This is a genomic window from Rhodobacter sp. P1_C2 (genome assembly GCF_056406375.1).
Map to the genome: position 1 here is coordinate 218907 of NZ_JBFUAG010000005.1, position 18725 is coordinate 237631.

The 18725-nt window shown below is 66.2% G+C and carries 15 protein-coding genes; 9 read left to right on the forward strand and 6 right to left on the reverse strand.

Annotated features, from left to right (window positions below; genetic code table 11):
• The first annotated feature begins 91 nt into the window (after positions 1-91).
• From AC1DZT_RS10150 to AC1DZT_RS10185, 8 genes are all read left to right on the forward strand, one after another.
• Positions 92-1003, forward strand: coding sequence for a hydrogen peroxide-inducible genes activator (locus AC1DZT_RS10150; RefSeq protein ID WP_478006506.1), 912 nt, complete (start codon positions 92-94; stop codon positions 1001-1003).
• Between the two features lie 212 nt (positions 1004-1215).
• Entirely contained in the window at positions 1216-2451 is a 1236-nt protein-coding gene (locus tag AC1DZT_RS10155; RefSeq protein WP_478006507.1) for an efflux RND transporter periplasmic adaptor subunit, read from the forward strand.
• Between the two features lie 4 nt (positions 2452-2455).
• Positions 2456-5554 carry an efflux RND transporter permease subunit gene (locus AC1DZT_RS10160; protein ID WP_478006508.1) on the forward strand — a complete coding sequence of 1033 codons (3099 nt, stop codon included), beginning with the start codon at positions 2456-2458 and terminating at the stop codon, positions 5552-5554.
• A gap of 2 nt (positions 5555-5556) precedes the next feature.
• Positions 5557-6897: an efflux transporter outer membrane subunit gene (locus tag AC1DZT_RS10165; protein ID WP_478006509.1), complete on the forward strand. Its 1341-nt coding sequence runs from the start codon at positions 5557-5559 to the stop codon at positions 6895-6897.
• A gap of 187 nt (positions 6898-7084) precedes the next feature.
• Positions 7085-7675 (forward strand): hypothetical protein, encoded by a 591-nt coding sequence (locus AC1DZT_RS10170; protein ID WP_478006510.1) that lies wholly within the window; start codon positions 7085-7087, stop codon positions 7673-7675.
• Positions 7665-8630: a ketoacyl-ACP synthase III gene (locus AC1DZT_RS10175; protein ID WP_478006511.1), complete on the forward strand. Its 966-nt coding sequence runs from the start codon at positions 7665-7667 to the stop codon at positions 8628-8630. The genes AC1DZT_RS10170 and AC1DZT_RS10175 overlap by 11 nt, the downstream gene beginning before the upstream one ends.
• Position 8631: 1 nt before the next feature.
• Entirely contained in the window at positions 8632-8865 is a 234-nt protein-coding gene (locus AC1DZT_RS10180; RefSeq protein ID WP_478006512.1) for an acyl carrier protein, read from the forward strand.
• Positions 8862-9941, forward strand: coding sequence for a hypothetical protein (locus AC1DZT_RS10185; RefSeq protein ID WP_478006513.1), 1080 nt, complete (start codon positions 8862-8864; stop codon positions 9939-9941). Before AC1DZT_RS10180 ends, AC1DZT_RS10185 begins: the two co-directional genes overlap by 4 nt.
• A gap of 43 nt (positions 9942-9984) precedes the next feature.
• On the opposite strand, the gene AC1DZT_RS10190 is transcribed toward AC1DZT_RS10185, so the two are convergent.
• The 6 genes from AC1DZT_RS10190 to AC1DZT_RS10215 all read right to left on the reverse strand — a co-directional run bounded on the left by AC1DZT_RS10190 (position 9985) and on the right by AC1DZT_RS10215 (position 17564).
• Positions 9985-10827, reverse strand: a complete 843-nt coding sequence (locus AC1DZT_RS10190; RefSeq protein ID WP_478006514.1) for an NAD-dependent epimerase/dehydratase family protein — start codon at positions 10825-10827, stop codon at positions 9985-9987.
• Between the two features lie 22 nt (positions 10828-10849).
• Positions 10850-11614 carry an HpcH/HpaI aldolase family protein gene (locus AC1DZT_RS10195; RefSeq protein WP_478006515.1) on the reverse strand — a complete coding sequence of 255 codons (765 nt, stop codon included), beginning with the start codon at positions 11612-11614 and terminating at the stop codon, positions 10850-10852.
• Positions 11611-12813, reverse strand: coding sequence for an NAD(P)/FAD-dependent oxidoreductase (locus AC1DZT_RS10200; RefSeq protein WP_478006516.1), 1203 nt, complete (start codon positions 12811-12813; stop codon positions 11611-11613). Before AC1DZT_RS10200 ends, AC1DZT_RS10195 begins: the two co-directional genes overlap by 4 nt.
• Entirely contained in the window at positions 12814-14517 is a 1704-nt protein-coding gene (locus AC1DZT_RS10205; protein WP_478006517.1) for a hydantoinase B/oxoprolinase family protein, read from the reverse strand.
• 1 nt (position 14518) lies between these two features.
• The gene (locus tag AC1DZT_RS10210) at positions 14519-16597 is read right to left on the reverse strand and encodes a hydantoinase/oxoprolinase family protein (RefSeq protein WP_478006518.1); all 2079 of its coding nucleotides are present in this window, start codon (positions 16595-16597) and stop codon (positions 14519-14521) included.
• A gap of 76 nt (positions 16598-16673) precedes the next feature.
• Complete coding sequence (locus tag AC1DZT_RS10215) at positions 16674-17564, reverse strand: LysR family transcriptional regulator (RefSeq protein ID WP_478006519.1); 891 nt, start codon at positions 17562-17564, stop codon at positions 16674-16676.
• Between the two features lie 174 nt (positions 17565-17738).
• Between AC1DZT_RS10215 and AC1DZT_RS10220 the strand changes: the two genes are divergently transcribed.
• On the forward strand, positions 17739-18656 hold the full coding sequence (locus tag AC1DZT_RS10220; RefSeq protein ID WP_478006520.1) for a DMT family transporter: 918 nt from the start codon (positions 17739-17741) through the stop codon (positions 18654-18656).
• The last annotated feature ends 69 nt before the right edge of the window (positions 18657-18725 follow it).

Genomic DNA, 18725 nt, shown 5'->3' on the forward strand with positions numbered 1-18725 from the left:
CCTTCCGCCCCGCCCCATGTTGCCAAGACCCTATCAAACCGCGGCGATTGGTATAAGTTGTATTTTCTGATTGTAACGATAAGGTACAGTTATGAGCAACCTGACGCTGAAACAGCTGCGCTACTTCGAGGCACTGGCGGCGCAGGGGCATTTCGGGCGCGCGGCAGAGACCTGCGCCATCTCGCAGCCGGCTTTGTCGATGCAGATCAAGGAGCTTGAAGAGATCCTGCGCACCGAGCTGTTCGAGCGGGGGGCGCGGCAGGTCCGGCTGACCGGCTTTGGCGAGGCCTTCGCGATCCGGGCGCGCGGCATCCTGCGCGCGGTGGACGAGCTGGAGGATCTGGCCCGCGCCGCGCAGGACCAGCTGGTGGGACGCCTACGGATCGGCGTCATCCCGACGATTGCGCCCTATCTTCTGCCGACGATCATCGCCAACCTGACCCGCAGCCATGCCGAACTCGACATCCATGTCCGCGAATCGCTGACCTCGAAGCTTTTGCTGGAACTGGCGGCGGGGCGGCTTGACACCGCCATCGTGGCGCTGCCAGTCTCGGAACCCTCGCTGACCGAGACGGCGCTGTTTTCCGAGGATTTCGTGCTGGTCCGCCCGGCCGAGGATGCCTGCAAGCCGGTGCCCAACCGCGAGATGCTGCGCGAGATGCGGCTTTTGCTTCTGGAGGAGGGGCATTGCTTTCGCGATCAGGCCCTGTCCTTCTGCAGCATGAGCACTGCCCAGCCGCGCGAGATGATGGACGGCTCCTCGCTGACGACGCTGGTGCAGATGGTCGGCGCCGGCATCGGCGTGACGCTGATCCCCGAGATGGCGGTGGCGGTGGAAACCCGTTCGGCGAAGGTCTCGGTCGCGCGGTTCAAGGGCACCCAGCCCTCGCGCAGCATCGGGATGATCTGGCGCAAGTCCAGCCCGCTGGTCAAACAGCTGACCCAGATCGCCGAAGTGGTCCGCCGCTCGGCCGAGGCTTTGCAGCAGACCCAGGCGCTTTAGCCGCCACTGGACGGGGCGGTGCTTTTTTTCGATACTTGCCTCGACTTCCGCGACGGAAATCCCAGATCGTCGCGTAGAATGCTGCAAGTGCACAAGCTTGCCCGCAGAGCCTTTGCGCCCGGCCGCCTTTTGGCTCTGCCATGCGGGGGGGCACGGCAGGCGAGGGCCCGGGTCAGCCGGGGTGAGCTAGAACCGGGAAGGTATGGAAAGTGATGAAGGATCTTTGGCGCGCGGCGCGGGTGGCCAATCTTCTGGCCGGGGTGGTCGCGGTCCTGATGGCCGGGGGGCCGGCGCTGGCGCAGACCCCGCCGGGCGGGGCGGGCGGGCCGGCCACGGTGGGTGTGCTTGCGATGCATCCGCAGAAAGTGCCGCAGGTCTTCACCCTGCCGGGACGGGCGATCGCCTATGAACAGGTCGGCATAAGGCCCCGGGTCGGCGGTGTGATCACCAAGATCCTTTACGAGCCGGGCAAGAAACTCGCCGTCGGCACGCCGCTGTTCCAGCTTGACGATGCCAGCTACCGCGCCGCCGTCCTGTCGGCCGAGGCGGCGCTGGCCAAGGCGCAGGCGGCCTTGCCGGTGGCGCAGGCCGCCAATGACCGGGCGATCAAGCTGCTGGGTTCGGGCTACAGCCAGGCCGAGGTCGAAGGCTATGCTGCCGCCCTGGCCGAGGCGCAGGCCGATGTGCAGGCCGCGCAATCCACCCTCGACTACGCCCGCACCGAACTGTCCTGGACCACGGTGGCCAGCCCGATCGAGGGCGTGGCCGAGGTGGCCAGCGTCTCGGTCGGCGACCTCGTCTCGGCGGGGCAGGCCGATGCGCTGACCACGGTCACACGGCTTGACCCGATCGACGTGGTGATGCTGGAAACCAGCGCCCGGATGCTGACCATCCGCGGCGAGATCCGCGACGGCACGATCAGCCGCAACCAGGAGCTGACCGCCAACCTGACGCTGGAAAACGGCGAGACCTACAAGGGCAAGGGCACGCTCGTGGCCCCCAGCGCCTCGGTCTCGACCACGACGGGCAGCGTCGACATCCGCTTCCGCTTTGAAAACCCCCTGGCTGAGATCCTGCCCGGCATGTTCGTGCGCGGCTCGGTCGAGCTCGGGACGATCGAAGCCTTCCTCGTGCCGCAGCGCGCCGCGACCCGGGCGCCCGATGGCAGCCTGACGGCTTTCGTGGTCGGCGCCGACAACAAGGCCGCGCAGGTGACCCTGACCGGCAATGGCAGCTATCAGAACGCCTGGATCGTGACGTCGGGCCTGAAGGACGGCGATCAGCTGGTGCTGGACGGGCTGAAGACGATGCGCGCGGGCATGGCGCTTAAACCGGTGCCGGCCAGCCTCGATGCCGATGGGCTGGTGAAGGATGATGCGGCGGCGGCCTCTGCCGCCCCCGCCGCCACGCCGCCCGCCGATGCGGCGCCCAAGAAGGCGGCGGATTGAGCCCATGGCGCATTTTTTCATTCACCGCCCGGTCTTTGCCTGGGTTCTGGCCATCGTGGTCATGCTGGGCGGGGCCTTCGGGCTGACCAGCCTGCCCATCTCGCAATATCCCAATATCGCGCCCACCACGGTGCGGGTTTCGGCCACCTATACCGGCGCTTCGGCCGAAACGGTGGAAAACTCGGTCACGACGATCCTGGAAAACGGGCTGACCGGGCTGGACGGGCTGACCTACATGACCTCGACCTCGTCCGAGGGCAGCGCCAGCATCTCCCTGACCTTCGACGACACGGTCAACCCCGATCTGGCGCAGGTCCAGGTGCAGAACAAGCTGCAGCTGGTGCAATCCTCGTTGCCGCAGACGGTGCAGACGGCGGGGATCAGGGTGACGCGCTCGACCTCCTCGATCCTGATGGTCGGGGCGGTGATCGCGGACAATGGCGCCTATAGCTCGGTCCAGCTTGGCGATATCCTGTCCAACACGATCCAGGACCCGGTGACCCGCACCGAGGGCGTCGGCTCGATCAACAGCTTCGGCACGCTTTACGCGATGCGGATCTGGCTCGATCCGGTCAAGCTGATGAAATACCAGCTGACCGCCACCGATGTGACGACCGCGGTGGCAGCGCAGAACACCAATGTGACGGTCGGCGCGCTCGGCTCCTTGCCCGCGACGCAGGGCCAGCAGCTGAACGTGACCCTGAGCGCGCAGTCGCAGCTTTCCAGTGTGGGCGAGTTCGAGAAGATCCTGCTCAAGACCAATGTCGACGGTTCCGCGGTCTTTCTGGGCGACGTGGCAAGGGTCGAGATCGCCGAGCGCGATTTCGGCACCGTGTCGCGCTACAACGGTCAGGCGGCGGCGGGCTTTGGCGTCAACCTTGCCACCGGGGCCAATGCGGTCGACACCGCCGCCGCCGTGCGTGCGACGATTGCCAAGCTGAGCTCCGCCCTGCCGGCCGGGGTCAGCGTGGTCTTCCCCTATGACACCTCGCCCTTCGTCGAGGAATCGATCACCCAAGTCTACCACACCCTGGCCGAGGCGATTGCCCTGGTCTTCCTCGTGCTTCTGGTCTTCCTGCAAAGCTGGCGCGCCACGGTGATCCCGACCATCGCCGTGCCCATCGTGCTTCTGGGCACCTTCGGCATCCTGTCGCTGTTCGGCATGTCGATCAACACGCTGACCATGTTCGCGCTGGTGCTGGCAATCGGCCTTCTGGTCGATGACGCCATCGTCGTCGTCGAAAACGTCGAGCGGGTGATGAAGGAAGAGGGGCTCGGCCCGGTCGAGGCCACCGAGAAGAGCATGAGCGAGATTTCCAGCGCCCTTGTCGGCATCGTGCTGGTCCTTTCGGCGGTGTTCCTGCCGATGGCCTTGATGAGCGGCTCGACCGGGGTGATCTACCGGCAATTCTCGGTCACCATCATCTCGGCCATGGGGCTGTCGCTGCTGGTCGCGCTGATCCTGACCCCGGCGATGTGCGCCTCGCTCTTGCGGCCCGGCGGGCATGAGCCGCGCTTTGCCCCGGCGCGCTGGTTCAACCGCGGCCTCGGCGGGCTGACCACCGGGTACGTCGGCACGGTCGGGCGCTTCGTGCGGCGGCCTTTGCGGATGCTGGTGGTGCTGGCGGCGGTGATCGGCGGGCTGGCGCTGGTCTATGACCGGCTGCCGACCTCCTTCCTGCCGCAGGAGGATCAGGGCGTGCTGATGGCGATGGTCCAGCTGCCCGAGGGCGCGACCCAGGTCCAGACCAAGGAAGCCGTGGCGCAGATCGAGCAGTTCTTCCTCAAGGACGAGGCCAAGACCGTCAAATCGGTCTTCGGGGTCCTGGGCTTCAGCTTTGGCGGCAGCGGGCAGAACAGCGCGATGCTCTTCATCCGGCTGAAGGATTACAGCGAGCGTCCGGGTCTGGATGCCGCGAGCCTGGCCCTGCGCGCCAACATGCATTTTGCCAGCAACCGGATGGGGCAGGTCTTCTTCCTGCAGCCACCGGCTATCCAGGGCATGGGCACCTCCTCGGGCTTCACGATGGAGCTGATCGACCAGTCGGGCAACGGCACCCAGGCCCTGGTCGATGCCGCCAACACGCTGGTCGCCAATGCCAAGGCCGATGGGCGGGTGACCGGCCTGCGCGGCAATGACGACGCGAAGAAGCCCGCGCTGAAGCTGAACATCGACGCCCAGAAGGCCGAGGCTTTCGGGCTGACGCTGTCGGATGTGAATTCGATGCTTTCGACCATCTTTTCCGGGCGTTACGTCAATGACTTCACCCTGAATGGCAAGTTGCGCAACGTGGTCGTCCAGGGCGATGCGCCCTACCGGATGCAGCCGCAGGACGTGGGCGACTGGTATGCCCGCAATGCCAGTGGCGAGATGGTGCCCTTCGATGCCTTCATGACGCAAAGCTGGGAACAGGTCTCGCCGCAGCTGCTGCGCTATGGCGGCACGCGGGCCCTGGAGATTTCCGGCTCTCCGGCGCCGGGGGTCAGTTCGGGCACCGCGATGGAGGCGATGGAGGAGATGGTGGCGGCCCTGCCGGGCGGTTATGGCGCGGCCTGGACGGGGCTGTCCTATCAGGAACGGCTCGCCGGCAACCAGGAGCCTTTGCTCTACAGCCTCTCCGCCATCATCGTCTTCCTCTGCCTTGCGGCGCTGTATGAAAGCTGGGCGGTGCCCTTCGCGGTCATGCTGGCGGTGCCGATCGGGGTTCTGGGGGCGCTGGTCGCGGCCAAGGTCTTCGGCCAGTCCAACGATGTCTATTTCAAGGTCGGGTTGCTGACGACCATCGGCCTTGCCGCGCGCAACGCGATCCTGATCGTCGAATTCGCGCAGGAGCAGCACAAGAAAGGCATGGACCTGGCCGAGGCGATCAAGATCGCCGCCCGCCAGCGTCTGCGGCCGATCCTGATGACCTCGCTGGCCTTCATGCTGGGCATCCTGCCTCTGGCGATTGCTACCGGGGCCGGGGCTGCGGCGCAACGCTCGATCGGGATCGGTATGCTGGGGGGGATCACCTTCTCGGCCCTGTTCGGGCTGCTGATGATCCCGTCGTTCTACGTCGCCGTCCTGCGGTTGACCCAATTCAAGAAAACGAAGAAAGCCTGAACATGCAGCCGATCCTCCTGACAGCCCTCTTCGCGCTGGGCGCCTGTGCCGCGGTCGGACCGAACTTCCAAAGCCCGCAGATCGCCCTGCCGGGGCAGTTTGCCGGGTCCGGTGCGGCAGCCAATCCCCTGCAGCGCCAAAGCCAGTGGTGGCAGTCCTACCACGATGCCACCCTCTCGGCCCTGATCGAGCGGGGCTTGCGGCAGAGCCTGGATGTGCAGCTGGCGATGGAGCGGGTGCGGGCGGCCCAGGCCACCCTGCGCACCACCGGGGTCAATGCCGCGCTGGACGGGACCTATACCGTGACCCCGCAGCGGCAGGGCACCGAGGGCGCCGGCGCGCAAGGCGCCAGCCCCCAGACCCTGAACGCCGGGCTGGTGCTGGACCTCTTCGGCGGGTTGCGCCGGGCGCGCGAGGGCGCCGGCGCCGGGCTCACCGGGGCCGAGGCCGATGTCGGCACGGCGCGGCTGGCCTGGCTTGCCGATCTGATCTCGACCTATGGCAATGCCCGTTTCAACCAGACCGCCCTTGCCCTGACCCGCCAGACCATCGCGACGCGGCAGAAGACGGTCGAGATCACCCGCCACCAGTTCGAGGCCGGATCGGCCACCGATTACCAGATGGCCCAGGCCCAGGCGCTTCTGGACACCGCCCGCGCCGACCTGCCGAATTACGAGGCGCGCTTCAACGCCAATGTCTTTGCCATAGCCACCCTGCTGGACGAGCCTGCCGCCCCCTTGATGGCGCAGATGCAGAAGGGCGCGCGCCAGCTGCGCAGCCCGGGCAGCAGCGCCACCGGGGTTCCTGCCGATCTGGTGCGCAACCGCCCCGACATCCGCAGCGCCGAGGCCGCCCTGCATCAGGCGGTGGCGGCGGTCGGCGTGGCCGAGGCCGACCTTTACCCCTCGGTCACCCTGACCGGGACGCTTGCCCGCACCGGCAGCGCCGCCAGCTGGAGCTTCGGGCCGAAGATTGCCCTGCCGCTGCTGAACCAGGGCCTGTTGTCGGCGACGCGGGACGCCAAGATCTCCGCCGCGCGGCAGGCCGAGCTTTCGTGGCGCAGCGCGGTGATGAATGCGGTGGAACAGGTGCAGGTCGCCAAATCCAACTTCGGCAATTATGGCCGCAGGCAGGCCGCCCTGGCCCAGGCCGCAAGCAATTACGACCGGGCGCTGGCCCTCGCCCAGCAGAACTACGAGGCGGGGGCGATCTCGCTTCTCGATCTGCTGGACACCGACCGCTCCGCGGCGGCGGCCCGGCTTTCGGCGGCCTCGGCGGCCAATGACACGGCGCTGGAATGGGCGGTGCTGCAGATTGCCCTCGGATCGGGCATCCAGCCCTGACCGTGCCATCCCGACACCGGCGGAAATCCGCAAATCTGAACGAAAACTGTCTAAAATACCGCCGCATTTGCAGCAAAAGCGGCGGTCTTTCCTGCCGCAGTTGCAAAATTGGCGGTTGCATCGCAGATTGTGTCCTGAGAAGACGGTGATATAGCTTTAGAAATTGAGCGGGGCGGAGCATCAATCCATGGCCGAACTCTGGTTCCACGATTTCGATTTCCGCGGTGCCCGGCCCTATATCCACAGCGCGAGCATCTGCAACTATCTGCAGGGCCACTTCGGCGCGATCACCGATCTGGACATCACCTTCAAGGTCTGGATGGCGGCACGGGTGCTGTTCTGGACCGGCGGGGCCGCGGATGGCACCTCGCCCGATGGCCGCGCCGCCAAGGGCAATTTCCGCTGCATCGCCCCCGATGGCCATGAGATCGCAGGATTTTTTGCCGATGATCCGGATCATCCGACCCAGACCCGCGTGCCCTATGACGAAGACGGGCTGGTGGCGACCGCCACGGTTGATGCAGGTCTGCTGGACTGCCCGCGGGGCGAGGCGGGGTCCTTCACGGACCGGATGATCGCGGCCAACAAGCTTTTGATCAACCGGATGCTGAACCCCGGCGTAAAGCTGATCGCGGCGCGGCTGAAGCTGGACCGTTTCCCGCCGGATGACAGCGCCTTCCAGCTCAGGCTCGACAGCCATCTCGGCACCCGCATTTTCAAATCCTCGCTCCTGTGCGACGGACAAAAGACCGGAGAGATCGTCTATTATGGCCAATGACCTTGCGCCCGAAGCGGCCAGACTGAACCCGTTCGGCATCACGGCCATCGGGACCTATGTGCCCACCGACCGCATTTCGAACGACACGCGGATCGGGCGTTTCGACTATGACCCCGAGGCGCTGAAATCCAAGATCGGCATCCTGGCCACCGCCCGCAAGGCGGCAGGGGAGGAGACCTCCGACCTCTGCGTCAAGGCGGTCGAGGACCTCGCCGCCCGCATCGGGGCCGAGGCCCTCAGCCTTGCGACCCTCGATCTGGTCGTGGTCGTCACCCAGCATCCCGATGGCTTCGGCCTGCCGCATACCTCCTCGATCGTGCATGGCAAGCTCGGCCTGCCGCTGCAGTGCTTTGCCTTCGACATCTCGCTGGGCTGTTCGGGGTTTGTCGCGGCGCTGGCCTCGGTTTCGGGGCATCTGATGATGACGGGGGGCAAGAGGGCGCTGATCCTGACCGCCGATCCCTATTCGAAATCCATCGACGAAGACGACAAGAACACCGCGATGATCTTCGGCGATGCCGCCGCCGCCGTGCTGATCGAGCCGGGCGGCAGCTGGCGGATCGGCGCCTTCGACCTTGGCACCAAGGCCAGCCTCGCGCTCGAACGTGACGCGGGCGGCATCCTGCGGATGAACGGGCGTTCCGTCTTCGACTTCTGCGCGCTGAACGTGCCGGGCAGCGTGAAGCGGACGCTGGAGCGCAACGGCCTGACGCTGGATCAGGTCGATGCCTTCGCGCTGCATCCCGGTTCGAAATTCATCGTCGATACGGTCGCCAAGCGCATCGGCATCGGCGCCCCGGCCGAGCTGAGCTGCGCGGCCTACGGCAACCCGGTTTCCTCTTCCATCCCGCTCATTCTGGCCGATCTCGACCGCGCCGCGGCCCGCACCGTTCTGGTGTCGGGGTTTGGCGTCGGGCTGGGCTGGGCCACAACCATCCTTCATTCGGAGAAATGACATGTCTGTAGAACAAACCATCCGCGACCTGATCTCGGCCAATGTGGCGCGCTTTGACGGCAACGCGGTCAAGGCCGACGGGCTTTTGATCGATTCCGGGCTGGATTCGCTGGATATCGCCACCGTGCTGCTGGAAGTGCAGGAAGCCTTCGACATCGTCCTGCCCGAGGGCCGCGAGGACGAATATGACACGCTGGCCAAGCTGACCGCCTTCGTGGAGGCTGCCAAGGCATGATCCGACCGCCGGTTTTGCAGGCGCGGCCCGACGAGATCGCGGCGCCGCCGGATTGGCTTGTCGCGATCCAGGAGGCGCAGCGCGCCGTGCAGGAAGACAATGCCGGCCTCTGGCGCGCGGCTTTGGACCGTCTGAACGAGGTCTGGGCCACCCACCGCGGCGCGCTTGGCCGCGGGGCGCGGCACATGTGGCTTTACCGCTCACTTCTGACCTACAAGCTGACCGGCCAGTATGAGCCGGCCTTTCAGCAGCTGCCCGGCGCCCAGGTCCAGATCTGGGAGCTGGAGGCGCAATGGCCCGATCTGTCCTACCAGAAGGCCTTCCTCGCGGCGGCCATCACCCAGTTCGGCCCGCGCCCCGGCTTCAAGATGTTCGAGAACGTCTTCGCGGCTGTCGATCCGGCGGTGAAATCAGATTTCTTCGACGACCCGGATGCCGATTTCCAGATCCACCGCCGCCCCGGCGCCACGCTGACGATCCTCGGGTTTTCCGGCCTCAATCAACGCTTTGCCGGGCTTGGCTGGAATTCCTTCGACCGGACCGTCGCGTTGCCGCTGAACGCCAACCTCATCGTGGTGCGGGATTTCCACCGCAGGCTTTACCTTGCGGGCGTGGAGTCGATGGGCGATTACGCAGCGACGGTGGCGCAGATCAAAGAGGCTCTGGCCGAGTTTCGCGACACCCGCATCGTGGCGGCAGGCGGCTCGGGCGGGGTGTTCGGCGCGATCAACATCTCCTGCGACCTCGACATCCGCCGCATCGTGGCCTTTGGCGGCCCGACCTCACTGGAACTCGGCGAGGGCAACGAAGACCGGCAGGTCTATCGCAAGATCGCCGACGAGGCCGCCGAGGGTCTCTACAGCCGGCCCGACCTGGTCCAGCGGGTCAATGCCTCGCCGATCGAGCGGATCGATTTCTTCGTGGCCGGCGGGCATGAGTTCGACTTTGCCCAGATGCAGAACCTGGCCGCGGCCTGTCCCTGCGTCGTGCCGCATGTCTACGAGAACTGGTCCGAACATGTGGTGACCGATCTGGCGATTGCCGATGGCACCATTCTCGAGGCCTTCGCCGCCTGACGCTTCTGCGGTCCGGGGAGCCCGGGCCGCAGGTTCAGGCCTTTCAGGTCTTTTTCGTGTCATTCACGATGTTCATCTGCGCCAGACCGCTTTCCCCCAGATCCACCGCCGCATAGGCGCCGCCATGGCGCATCTGGGCGAGGTCGGTGGTGTCGGGCCGCGGCGCCTCGGCGAGGATATTTTCGGCAAAAACCTCGGCATTGTCGCGCGGCCGGTAGCCGAGGAAGCTAGCCTTCGCATTGTCCACCGGCACCCGGTCGTTGTTTGACACCCCATAGACCACGCTGAAGCCGGTGGTGGGCGTGTCGATGGCGCGGGTGACCAGCTGGATCAGGTCGTCATAGCTGAGCCAGGTGCCAAGCGCGCGGGCCGAGGTGACCTGGGCGCAGGACAGGATGCGCAGATGCACCGATTCCAGCCCGCGCTTTTCCCAGTACATCCGGCCCAGATCCTCGGCAAAGCACTTGGCCAGACCATAGAAGGTGTCGGGGCGGTGCGGTACATCGGTGCCGATGAACTCGGCCCTTGGATACATGCCGACCGCGTGGATCGAGGAGGCATAGACGACACGGCGCAACCCGTGCTGATGCGCGGCCTCCCAGACGTTATAGGCGCCGATGAAATTGGGGCCGAGCAGGGTCTCGAACGGGGCCTCGTCCGCGATGGCGCCGAAATGCACCACCATCTCGGCCCCTTCCAGAAGCGCGTGGATCGCCGCCTTGTCGGCCAGATCGGCCTGCACATAGCGCTCGCCGGGGTAAAGCGTGCCGATCTCGGGGGCGAGGTCGGAGGAGACCAGCTCCTCGGCCATCGCGGCCAGAGGCTCGCGCAGGTAAGACCCCAGACGGCCCGCGGCCCCGGTCAGCACCAGTCGTTTCAGTTTCATCGCGCGCTCCGGGGTTCAGGGGTCAGGCCTTCATCTCGCCCAGCAGCGCATCCACACCGCGCGACAGGATCGAGGCGTCGATGCCGCAGGCGACGAAGGTGAAGCCCTCGTCCAGCAGGCGGCGGGCCAGTTTGGTGTCGGCGACGAGCGTGCCGACCGGAATGCCCTCGGCCATCAGGCGCTTGGCCACCGGCATGATGAACTCCCAGATGTCGGGATGGGTCGGCTGGCCGAGGATGCCCATATCGGCGCCGATATCGGCCGGGCCGAAGAAGACGCCGTCACAGCCCTGCACCGCAGCGATCTGCGAGGCGAGGCCCACGGCGGCGCGGGTTTCGACCTGCAAAAGCACGGCCAGCTCGCCTTCGGACTTGCTGAAGTAATCCGTCACCCGGCCGAACTTGTTGGCCCGCGTGGAGTAGGACACACCCCTGATGCCGTTCGGCGGATAGCGGGTAGACCGGACCGCCTTTTCCGCCTCTTCCACCGATTGCACCATCGGGAACAGCAAGCCCTGCGCGCCGATATCCAGAAGCCGCTTGACCAGCACCGGGTCGTTCCATTCCGGCCGCACCAGCGCCGTGGTCGGATAGGCGGCGAAGGCCTGCAACTGGCCGAGGACCGAGGTCAGATCGTTGGGCGAATGCTCCATGTCGATCATCGCCCAGTCAAAGCCGGCACCCGCCACGATCTCGGCCGCGAAGGGCGAGGCGAGGCCGACCCAGACGCCCAGTTGAGGTGTGCCGGCGCGGATCGCGGCGAGGAAGGGGTTGGGGGCGACGTTCATATGATGGCACCTTCGATGAGGGGACGGTTTTCCGCGATGCGTTCAAAGCGGAAGGGCGACAGGTCGAGGCTGCGGAACGCGCCATAGGTGATCCATTCCGCCGTGCCGCGCCCCATCGCCGGGGACTGCTGCAGCCCATGGCCGGAAAAGCCGTTGAGGAACAGGAAGTTGGTGACCTCGGGGTGCGGCCCCACGATCGCGTTTTGATCCAGCGTGTTGTAATCGTAATGCCCGGCCCATTCGCGCAGGACCTTGATCGCCTCGAACTGCGGGATGCGGGTGGCGAGGATCGGCCAGACATGATCCTGCCAGAGGCTGTGATCCATGGTGAAATCGTCGAAAGCCACCGCCGGGTCATGGTCGGCATGGGCGCCGACCAGATAGGTCGTGTCGCTGTCGGTGCGGAAATGCACGCCCGAAGGGTCGATGGTCAGGGGCAGGTCTCGGTCCAGCGGCTTTTCCGCCGCGAAGATCCAGGAGTAGCGCTTGCGCGGCTCGATCGGGATCACGATCCCCGCCATCGCCGCCACCTTGGCCCCCCGCGTGCCGGAGGAATTGACCACCTGCCCGCAAGAGACGACCTCGCCCGTCGCAAGGGTCACGCTTTCGATGCGGTCTCCCTTGCGGGTCAGGCCGACCACCTCGTTGGTGATATATTCGACGCCACGCGCCCGGGCCTGCCGGCGGAACCAGTCGAACATCGTGTAGCCGTCGAAATAGCCCTCGTCCTTGGTGTTGATGCTGCCCAGAACCAGATCGCCGACCTCGTAGAAAGGATAGGCTTCCTTGATCTGGTCCGGCGTCAAGATCCGCGTCTCGGCCCCTTCGGCGACCTGCACCTTCTGCTGGGCGCGAAGGACGGCGGCAAAGCCTTCGTCGGCGGCCATGTACATGTAACCGAAATTGCGGATCTTCAGCTTCGGCGCCTCGCCGCCCATGTATTTCGGCAGGTTCTGCGAAAACTCCGCCCCGAATTGCGAGATGCGGACGTTCAGCGCCGTGGAATACTGCTGCCGGATCGAGGAGTTCGACAGCGAGGTTGCGGCAAATTCATAGGACTGGTCGCGTTCGACCACCAGGACCCTGCCGGTGAAGTCGCTGTTTTCGGTCAGAAACCACGCGGTGGACGACCCGGTGATCGCCCCCCCGATGATGATCACATCATAGCTGGCATGTTTGGGCGCATCCTTGGCCGCCATTCAGAAACTCTCCCCTTTGCGCGCGGCGGACAGGACCGCGGCAATCGCGTCTTCGGTCATGGCGTAGGTCTCGCGCGCTGTCTTCTCGGTGATATAGCCCAAGGCCAGATCGCGGCGGATCGACGCCCCGTCACGCTCTGCCACGGCACCGTAACCAGCACCGCCGGGGAATTCCATCAGGACCTTGACGCCGTGGGGCACGAATTGGCGGCCCTTGCCCTGCATCGCCGTGCCATTGTCGCGGGCGATGGTGGTCGGCGCCCCGGCAAGCCCGCCACGGCGGCCGCGCGCCGGGTGATGCACCCGGTCGAACATGGCGGAGATGTCGAATTCGTGGCCCTCGCGCGCGCCGACCTCCATCACCTGACCGAGGCCGCCGCGGTATTTGCCCGGCCCGCCGGAATCGGGGCGCAGCTCCTTGCGCCAGATGATGACCGGGCCGGTCTGTTCGGTGGCCTCGACCGGCATGGTCATCACCCCCGAGGGGAAGGCGGTGGCGCTCATCCCGTCGAGGGTGGGCCGCGCGCCGGAACCGCCGGAGTTGAAGGTCAGGACCTCGGCCCGGACCGCATCGGCCGGGGCGGTTGCATCGGTGCGGGGGCGGAGGGAGACCTGAAAGTTGCAGAGACACCCGGCGCCCTCGGCCGGCACGGTCGCGGGCAGGATCTTGTCCAGGGCGTCATAGATCGTGTCGGGGACCATATGGCCAATCACATGGCGCAGCGCGACCGGGGCGGGGTGGAGGGCGTTGACGATGGAATTGACGGGTGCCGTGATCCGGAACGGCTCCAGCGAGGCCGCGTTATTCGGAATCTCGGGTGCTATCGCGCATTTGAGCGCGTAGCAGGCATAGGCCTTGGTATAGACGAGGGGGACGTTAATACCCTTTTTATCAAGGCCCGAGGTCCCCTCCCAATCGCACATCACATGGTCGCCGTTGAAGGAGACCTTCACCTTCAGATCAATCGGCCGGTCATAGCCGTCGATCGTCATGGCGCCGTCCGCGCAAACCCGGGGCAGGGCTGCGATGCGGGCCAGCGTCGCCGCACGCGAGTTGGTCAGGATGAAATCGGAGATCCCGTCGAGGTCGTCGAGGGCAAATTCCACCATCATGTCGGTCAGCCTGCGGTGGCCGATGCCGTTGCAGGTGGCCAGGGCATAGATGTCGCCGACCAGCTGATCCGGCTCGCGCACGTTGGAGCGGATCAGGCGGATCAGGGTGGCATCGACCTCTCCGCAGTCCATCAGCTTCATTGCCGGGATATGGATGCCCTCTTCATAGACCGAATTCGCATCGGCGCCAAAGCCGCGCCCGCCGACATCGACGACATGGGCGGTGCAGGCGAAGAAGCCGGCGAGACGTCCCTTGTGGAAGGACGGCGTGCAGACGGTGAAGTCGTGCAGGTGCCCGGTGCCCTCCCAGGGGTCGTTGGTGATATAGACATCGCCCTCGTGGATATTGTCGCGCCCGATGCGGCGGATGAAATGGGGGACAGCATCGGCCATCGCGTTGACATGGCCCGGCGTGCCGGTGACGGCCTGGGCCAGCATCTCGCCGCCCGCGTTGTAGACGCCCGCAGAAAGGTCGCCCGCCTCGCGGACCGAGGTGGAAAAGGCGGTGCGGACCAGCGCCTGGGCCTGTTCCTCGACGACCGAGATCAAGCGGTTCCACATGACCTGATGGACGACTTTGGAGCGCTGCATCTCAGGCCTCCTGCAGGGTGATGTCGAGGGTGCGATCCGCCAGCATCCGCGCCTGGCGGGAGGCGGGCAGGATCACGGTGGTCTCCGCCTCGGTCACGATGGCGGGGCCGAGGATGCGATCTCCCGGGGCGAAGGCAGCGCGGTCATGAATGCCCGCGCTGTGAAGGCTCCCCCTTGCGGCATCGAACAGCGGGCGCTGGCCGGTCTCGGCCAGAAGCTGACCTGGGGGCGGCGGCGGCGCCTGCGGGACGGGCGGGGTCTGGGTCGAGGCGTTGACCGACCAGACGGTGATTTCCACCTCCATCCCCGCGACCGTCCGGCCGAAGAGGGCGGCGTAATCGGCCTCGAACCGGGCGAGGAAGGTGGCGGGATCGGCCTTGGCGGCCTCTTCCGGGGTCAGGGGCACGGGGATTTCCCAGCCCTGGCCCTTGTAGCGCATATAGACCTTGTGATCGGCCCTGATCGGCGCCGTGGCATCGCAGGAACGCACGAAGCGGGTGGCCTCTTCCTCCATCTCGGCAAAGAGGGCGCGGACCTGGGCGGGGTCGAAACTGCCCGCCTTCATGAAGACCGAACGGTTGGCTTCAAAGCTGAAGGGGGCGCGCAGGAAGCCTATGGCGGAGCCGACGCCCGCGCCCTCCGGCACCAGGCAGCGGGCGACGCCAAGTTTCTCACAGAGGCGGGCGGCGTGGAGGGGGGCTGCGCCGCCGAAGGCGATCATCGTGTATTCGGCCAGATCCTCGCCATTTTCCACCGCATGGACGCGGGCCGCATTGGCCATGTTCTCGTCCACGACTTCGGCAAGGCCCCAGGCGGCCTCCAGCGTGGGCATCTGCAGGCGCTGGCCCAGATGCGTATCCAGCGCCGCGATGGAAGCCGAAGGGTCAAGCGGGATCGTGCCGCCGGCGAACTGGGCCGGGTCGAGCTTGCCGAGGATCAGGTCGGCATCGGTGACGGCGGGGCTTGTGCCGCCGCGGCCATAGCAGGCGGGGCCGGGCTCGGACCCTGCACTTTCCGGCCCGACGCGGATCTGGTTCATCGCATCGACCCGTGCGAGCGAACCGCCGCCCGCCCCGATCTCCACCATGTCGATCACCGGGATCGAGATCGGCATGCCGGAGCCTTTCTTGAAGCGGTAGGTGCGGGCGACCTCGAAGACCCTTGCGGTCTTGGGCGTCTGGTTGCGGATCAGGCAGATCTTGGCGGTGGTGCCGCCCATGTCGAAGGACAGGACCTTGTCGAGCCCATGCCTTGCCGCGATGTCGGCGGCAAAGACCGCGCCACCCGCCGGGCCGCTTTCCACCAGCCGCACCGGAAACTCCGCCGCACTTTCGAGCGAGATGATCCCGCCGCCCGAATGCATCAGGAACACCGGACATTCCGCCCCCTCGGCCTTCAGGCGCTGGGCGAGGCGGTCGAGATAGCTTTTCATCAAGGGCTTGATATAGGCGTTGGCAATCGTGGTGTTGAAGCGTTCGTATTCCCGCATCTGCGGCGAGACCTGCGAGGAGAGCGAGACCATGACCCCGGGCAGCCTTTCGGCCAGAACCTCGGCCACCAGCCGCTCATGCGCGTCGTTGACGTAGGAATGCAAAAGCCCCACGGCGATGCTGTCATAGGCGGCCTCGCGCAGGGACTCGGCCAGGGTCTCCACCTCGGCGCGGGCGATGGGGATCAGCACGTCGCCCCGCGCGCCGATGCGTTCGGAGACCACATAACGGCGGTTCCTCGGTAGCAGCGGCTCGGGCAGGGTCAGGTTAAGGTCGTATTGTTCAAAGCGGCTTTCGGTCCGCATCTCGATCACGTCGCGGAAACCCTGCGTGGTGATGAGGGCGGTCCTCGCGCCGCGCCGCTCGATCAATGCGTTGGTGGCAAGGGTGGTGCCGTGGATGATCTGGGTGATGAGACCCGGCGCGACCCCGGCCTTGGCGCAGACGCGGTGCATGCCCTCGACAATGGCATCCTCGGGCGCGGCATAGGTGGTCAGGACCTTGGCCGAGTACCTGTCGGCGCCGATTTCCAGCACCACATCGGTGAAAGTGCCGCCGATATCCACGCCAAGCCGGGCCAGATGCGCCATGAGGGGTCTCCTGTTTCCACGGGCAGGCTAGACCAGCGCGGGCATCAGGAAAAATCGTTTCTTTCTATCGCAAGGATCAGGATTTCGTATCCTCGGGCGGGAAGAGCCTCTGCGCCAGAAGGGCGGCCTCGGTGACATAGGGCGGGGCGGGGTCGGCCTCGTGGCGGGCGTAAAAGCGCAGGGCATCGGGGGCCCAGGGGTAGTCGAGCTGCCGCAGCGCGCCCGAGGCGAGCGCCGGCGCCACCAGGACATGCGGCAGGCAGGCGAGGCCGAGCCGGTCCAGCGCCATCTGCAGACAGGCCGCCATGTTCGAGGAGGGCACCAGCCGGGCCTTGGCCAGCGGGCGGAAGTGATCCTCCAACTGGCGGAAGGGCAGCGTGCCGCGGGCATGGATCAGGATCGGATGGCCGGCAAGGTCGTCCGCGGTGAGGGGACCCGCGGGCAGGCCCAGATCCGGCGCCGCGACCCAGACATAGGGCGATTGGCCCAAGGGCAGGCTGGCGCGGGTCTCGCGCTCGAAAGGGCTGTTGTGGAAGGCCAGATCCAACTCGCGGTCAAACAGCGCCTTGGCGAGGTTGGCCGACAGATCCACCGTCAGTTCGACCGTGATATTGGCAAAGCGCGCCTTCATCTCGACGAGGAAGGCCCGCAGCCATGTATGGGCGACGATCTCGGACACGCCAAGGCGGAGCGTGTCGCGAAAGAGGCTGTCATCGCCGGCGGCGGCGACGAGATTGTCGAGTGCGGCCAGAACCTTGCGCGCCTCGGGCAGCAGCGCCTTGCCCTTGGGCGTCAGGCGGACCGAGCCTGCGTCCCGCTCCATCAGGGTGACGCCAAGCTGCGCCTCGAACTGGGCGATCCGGTTGGAGATATTGGGCTGGGTGGTGTGAAGCCGCTCTGCCGCGCGGCGAAAGCTGCCAAGCTCGGCCACCCGCACGAAGGCTTCGACATGTTTGAGGTTGAGCATCGCGCCTCCCTTTGGCCCCTTGCATAGGGCGAAAGGGCGGGGCGGGGAAGGCGGCGCGGCCCGGGTTGCGTCTTGTGCAAGGCGGCTTGCCGGTCTTGTCGGTTTAACCTGCCTGACATTCAGACGATATGACAGGCAAGGGAGCGGATCGCCGCTTCCCGCCAAGGACCTGCCATGCCCCAAGTGACCTATTCCGCCGCCCAGAGCCGTCCGACCCAAGGCGCGCTACTGATGGCGGTTGCCGTGCTGGTCTTTGCCTGCATGGATGCGACGAACAAGCATCTCGGCATGGCCTATAGCGCGGTTCTGGTGGTTTCGGTGCGTTATATCGGCAATCTGCTCTGGATGCTGGCGGTCTTCGGGCCGAAGCAGGGCCGCGCGCTCTGGCGGGTGCAGCGGCGCGGGCTGGTGCTGTTGCGCGGGGCTTGCCTTGCCGCGGCCTCGATCTTCGGCGTCTTGGCTTTCCAGCGCCTGCCGGTGGCCGAGGCGATTGCGGTGATCTTCCTCGCCCCCTTCGCCGTGATGCTGCTGGCCGGGCCGCTGTTGAGCGAAAAGATCGGGCCGGTGCATTGGCTTGCGGCGCTGGCGGGCTTTGTCGGCGTCTTGCTGATCGTGCGGCCGGGCAGCGGGCTGGACCCGGTGGGCGTGCTGTTTGCGATGCTGACGGCGGCGGTGAGCGTCGGTTACAACATGCTGTCACGCTCCTTGGCCCGCAGCGAGACGACGCTGGCCCTGATGTTCTGGACCGCCTTCGTCGGCGCCTTCGCCTTTGGCGCGGCCTTGCCCTTCTTCTGGCCCAAGTCCTTGCCGGGCGGGCTGGATCTGGGGCTGTTCCTCGTGCTTGGGGGCATGTCCACCGTGGGGCATCTTCTGTTCACCCAGGCCTGCCGGATCGCCCCGGCCTCGGTCATCGCCCCGGTGAACTATCTGCAGCTTTTCTGGGGTGCCATCCTCGGCTGGCTGGTCTTCGACCATGTGCCCGATCCGATCGGTCTGGTCGGCATGGCGCTGATCGCGCTCGGCGGGGTTTCGGCGACGATCTGGCCGATGATCGCCCCGCGCCCGCTGGTGCGGCCCGAGGTTCAGGCCTGACCGGCGCCCAATTCGCAGGCGAACCCCCTTCGTCTGCCCAAAATTCGGGCGAAATTGGATTTGCTTCCC

Bases quoted from the DNA above. Each gene is read 5' to 3' on its own strand.
- AC1DZT_RS10150 (WP_478006506.1), top strand. From the start codon at position 92: ATGAGCAACCTGACGCTGAAACAGCTGCGCTACTTCGAGGCACTGGCG.
- AC1DZT_RS10155 (WP_478006507.1), top strand. From the start codon at position 1,216: ATGAAGGATCTTTGGCGCGCGGCGCGGGTGGCCAATCTTCTGGCCGGG.
- AC1DZT_RS10160 (WP_478006508.1), top strand. From the start codon at position 2,456: ATGGCGCATTTTTTCATTCACCGCCCGGTCTTTGCCTGGGTTCTGGCC.
- AC1DZT_RS10165 (WP_478006509.1), top strand. From the start codon at position 5,557: ATGCAGCCGATCCTCCTGACAGCCCTCTTCGCGCTGGGCGCCTGTGCC.
- AC1DZT_RS10170 (WP_478006510.1), top strand. From the start codon at position 7,085: ATGGCCGAACTCTGGTTCCACGATTTCGATTTCCGCGGTGCCCGGCCC.
- AC1DZT_RS10175 (WP_478006511.1), top strand. From the start codon at position 7,665: ATGGCCAATGACCTTGCGCCCGAAGCGGCCAGACTGAACCCGTTCGGC.
- AC1DZT_RS10180 (WP_478006512.1), top strand. From the start codon at position 8,632: ATGTCTGTAGAACAAACCATCCGCGACCTGATCTCGGCCAATGTGGCG.
- AC1DZT_RS10185 (WP_478006513.1), top strand. From the start codon at position 8,862: ATGATCCGACCGCCGGTTTTGCAGGCGCGGCCCGACGAGATCGCGGCG.
- AC1DZT_RS10190 (WP_478006514.1), bottom strand. From the start codon at position 10,827: ATGAAACTGAAACGACTGGTGCTGACCGGGGCCGCGGGCCGTCTGGGG.
- AC1DZT_RS10195 (WP_478006515.1), bottom strand. From the start codon at position 11,614: ATGAACGTCGCCCCCAACCCCTTCCTCGCCGCGATCCGCGCCGGCACA.
- AC1DZT_RS10200 (WP_478006516.1), bottom strand. From the start codon at position 12,813: ATGGCGGCCAAGGATGCGCCCAAACATGCCAGCTATGATGTGATCATC.
- AC1DZT_RS10205 (WP_478006517.1), bottom strand. From the start codon at position 14,517: ATGCAGCGCTCCAAAGTCGTCCATCAGGTCATGTGGAACCGCTTGATC.
- AC1DZT_RS10210 (WP_478006518.1), bottom strand. From the start codon at position 16,597: ATGGCGCATCTGGCCCGGCTTGGCGTGGATATCGGCGGCACTTTCACC.
- AC1DZT_RS10215 (WP_478006519.1), bottom strand. From the start codon at position 17,564: ATGCTCAACCTCAAACATGTCGAAGCCTTCGTGCGGGTGGCCGAGCTT.
- AC1DZT_RS10220 (WP_478006520.1), top strand. From the start codon at position 17,739: ATGCCCCAAGTGACCTATTCCGCCGCCCAGAGCCGTCCGACCCAAGGC.